Source organism: Streptomyces sp. KR55 (assembly GCF_052245645.1).
GTDB classification, from domain to species: domain Bacteria; phylum Actinomycetota; class Actinomycetes; order Streptomycetales; family Streptomycetaceae; genus Streptomyces; species Streptomyces flavusporus.
Genome location: NZ_JBQQCE010000760.1, coordinates 1 through 2,839 on the forward strand (window position 1 = coordinate 1; position 2,839 = coordinate 2,839).

Below are 2,839 nucleotides of genomic sequence, written 5' to 3' on the forward strand. Positions count from 1 at the left end.
GCTCCCGACAACGACCCGCGGCGGATCGGCATCGGCCTCGGCATGGCCGCGCCGACGATCCTCGGCTTCGGCACCGAGGAGCAGAAGCGGCGGTACCTCAGGCCCCTGTGGACGGGGGAAGAGGTCTGGTGCCAGCTCTTCAGCGAGCCGGGCGCCGGCTCCGACCTGGCCGCGCTCGGCACCCGGGCCGTACGGGACGGCGAAGAGTGGGTCGTCAACGGGCAGAAGGTGTGGACGTCCAGCGCCCATGTCGCCCGCTGGGCCATCCTCATCGCCCGCACCGACCCGGACGTGCCCAAGCACCGGGGCATCACGTACTTCATCTGCGACATGACCGACCCGGGTGTCGAGGTGCGTCCGCTGCGCCAGATCACCGGCGAGGCCGAGTTCAACGAGGTGTTCCTCACCGACGTCCGCATCCCGGACTCGCGACGCCTCGGCGGGATCGGCGACGGCTGGCGGGTCGCGCAGACCACCCTGATGAACGAGCGCGTCTCCATCGGCGGCATGCGGCTGCCCCGCGAGGGCGGCATGATCGGCCCGGTCGCCAGGACCTGGCGCGAGCGCCCCGAACTGCGCACCCACGACCTCCACCAGCGGCTGCTGAAGCTGTGGGTCGAGGCCGAGGTCGCCCGGCTCACCGGCGAACGGCTGCGCCAGCAGCTCGTCGCGGGCCAGCCCGGCTACGAGGGCTCGGGCATGAAGCTGTCGTTCGCCCGCCTCAACCAGGAGATCAGCGGCCTGGAGGTCGAACTCCTCGGTGAGGAGGGTCTGTTGTACGACGACTGGACCATGCGCCGACCCGAACTCGTGGACTTCACCGGCCGGGACGCCGGCTACCGCTACCTCCGCTCCAAGGGCAACAGCATCGAGGGCGGGACCAGCGAGGTCCTGCTCAACATCGTCGCCGAGCGCGTCCTGGGCCTGCCCGCCGAGCCGCGCACCGACAAGGACGTCGCGTGGAAGGACCTCGCCCGATGACAACCCAGCGCACTGAGCCCGACCTGCTGTACTCGGAGGAGGAAGAGGCGCTGCGCGCCGCCGTCCGGGACCTGCTCACCGACCACTGCGACGCGGCCGGTGTGATCGCCCGCAGCGAGTCGGACGCCCCGCACGACATGCAGTTGTGGAAGCTCCTCGCCGACGGTATGGGGCTGGCCGGGCTGCTGGTGCCGGAGGACCGGGGCGGTCAGGGCGCCTCGCACCGCGAAGCCGCCGTCGTCCTGGAGGAGTTGGGGCGGGCGGTGGCGCCCGTGCCGTATCTGACCAGTGCCGTCGTCGCCACCGAGGCCCTGCTGGCTTGCGACGACTCCGCCGAGCTGCTCGCCCGGCTGGCGTCCGGGCGGACGATCGGCGCCCTCGCCGTCGCCCTGCACCTCGCTCCGGGCGCCGCCTTCCCGGCCGTACGACTCGAGGACGGCGTTCTGCACGGCGAGTTGACCGGCATCGCGGACGCGTCGGCCGCGGACGTGCTGCTCGTGCCTGCGGACGACGGCGGGCTGTACGCCGTGGAGCGCGATGCCGTGACCGTGGTGCCACAGGTGTCGCTCGACCTGACCCGGCCGGTGGCACGGGTGCGCTTCGAGGGGGCGGCGGGTCGTCGGCTGGGCGACGCGGAGCCCGCCGTACGACGAGCCCTGCTGAGCGCGGCCGGGCTGCTCGCCTCGGAGCAACTCGGCCTCGCCGACTGGTCGTTGACGGAAACGGTCCGTTATCTGAAGGAGCGCAAGCAGTTCAATCGCCCCGTCGGCGGGTTCCAGGCGCTCAAGCACCGGCTCGCCCAGCTGTGGCTGGAGGTCGCGGGCCTCCGGGCCGCGGCACGGGGTGCGGCGGACGCGCTGGCGACCGGCGAGGACGTCGACGTGGCCGTCGCGGTCGCGCAGGCGTACGCCGCGCCCGTGGCCGTCCGTGCCGCCGAGGAGGCGCTGCAACTGCACGGCGGTATCGGGATGACCTGGGAACACCCGGTCCACCTCTACCTGAAGCGGGCCAAGGCGGACTCCGTCGCATACGGCACCGCGGGTGCCCACCATGGCGCGCTGGCCGAGCTGGTGGACCTTCAGGCTCCCTGACGTACACCTGGAGAAGCGCGGTCGACGCGCGCGGGAACCCCGAGAAAAGCCCGCCCCACCTGGGGCGGGCTTTTCGGTGTGCCCTGGTCCGGTGAAGTGAACTGATGACGGCGGTCCGGCCAACTCCCTGCCCGGGCCTGCCTCTTGGGCGCTGCGGAACCGCATACTCGCTGGGGTTTCCATCCGTCCACCAGGGAGGCAGAGCATGGCCCTCACCACCCGTCGCAGAGCTCTCACCACTCTCGGCGCCGCCTTCGCGGGCGCGGTCGCCCTGCCCGGCGCGAGCGCGATCGCGAGCGAAGCGAAGAAGCACGGCCCGCGCCCGCTGTGGCGAGCCCACGCCCACAACGACTACGAGCACCCGCGCCCGCTCCTCGACGCCCTCGACCACCGCTTCGGCAGCGTCGAGGCCGACATCTACCTCGTCGGCGACCAGCTCCTCGTCGCCCACGACCCGGAGGACCTCGACCCGGCGCGCACGCTGGAGTCCCTCTACCTCGACACCCTCGCCGCCCGCGTCAAGGCCAACCACGGCCGGGTGTACCGCGGTCACCGCGGCTCGCTCCAGCTGCTCATCGACATCAAGACCGAGGGCGCCTCGACGTACCTCGAACTCGACCGCCATCTGCGCCGCTACAAGCACCTGTTCACGACGTACGCCCACGGCCGGGTCCTCCCCGGACCCGTCACCGCCGTCATCTCCGGCGACCGCGCGGCCCGCGTGCCCATGGCGGCGCAGACCGTGCGCCGGGCCTTCTACGACGGTC

At 72.3% G+C, this 2,839-nt stretch carries 2 protein-coding genes and 1 pseudogene; all 3 read left to right on the top strand.

Going from position 1 to position 2,839, the window contains the following annotated elements; all coding sequences use genetic code 11:
• Nucleotides 1-981, top strand: a 981-nt coding sequence (locus ACTWQJ_RS49605) for an acyl-CoA dehydrogenase family protein (protein WP_443312924.1), incomplete at its 5' end; no start/stop codon positions are given.
• On the top strand, nt 978-2,072 hold the full coding sequence (locus ACTWQJ_RS49610; protein ID WP_443312925.1) for an acyl-CoA dehydrogenase family protein: 1,095 nt from the start codon (nt 978-980) through the stop codon (nt 2,070-2,072). The genes ACTWQJ_RS49605 and ACTWQJ_RS49610, both read left to right, overlap by 4 nt.
• Before the next feature lie 205 nt (nt 2,073-2,277).
• Nucleotides 2,278-2,839: pseudogene (locus ACTWQJ_RS49615) on the top strand (hypothetical protein); the annotation flags it as partial.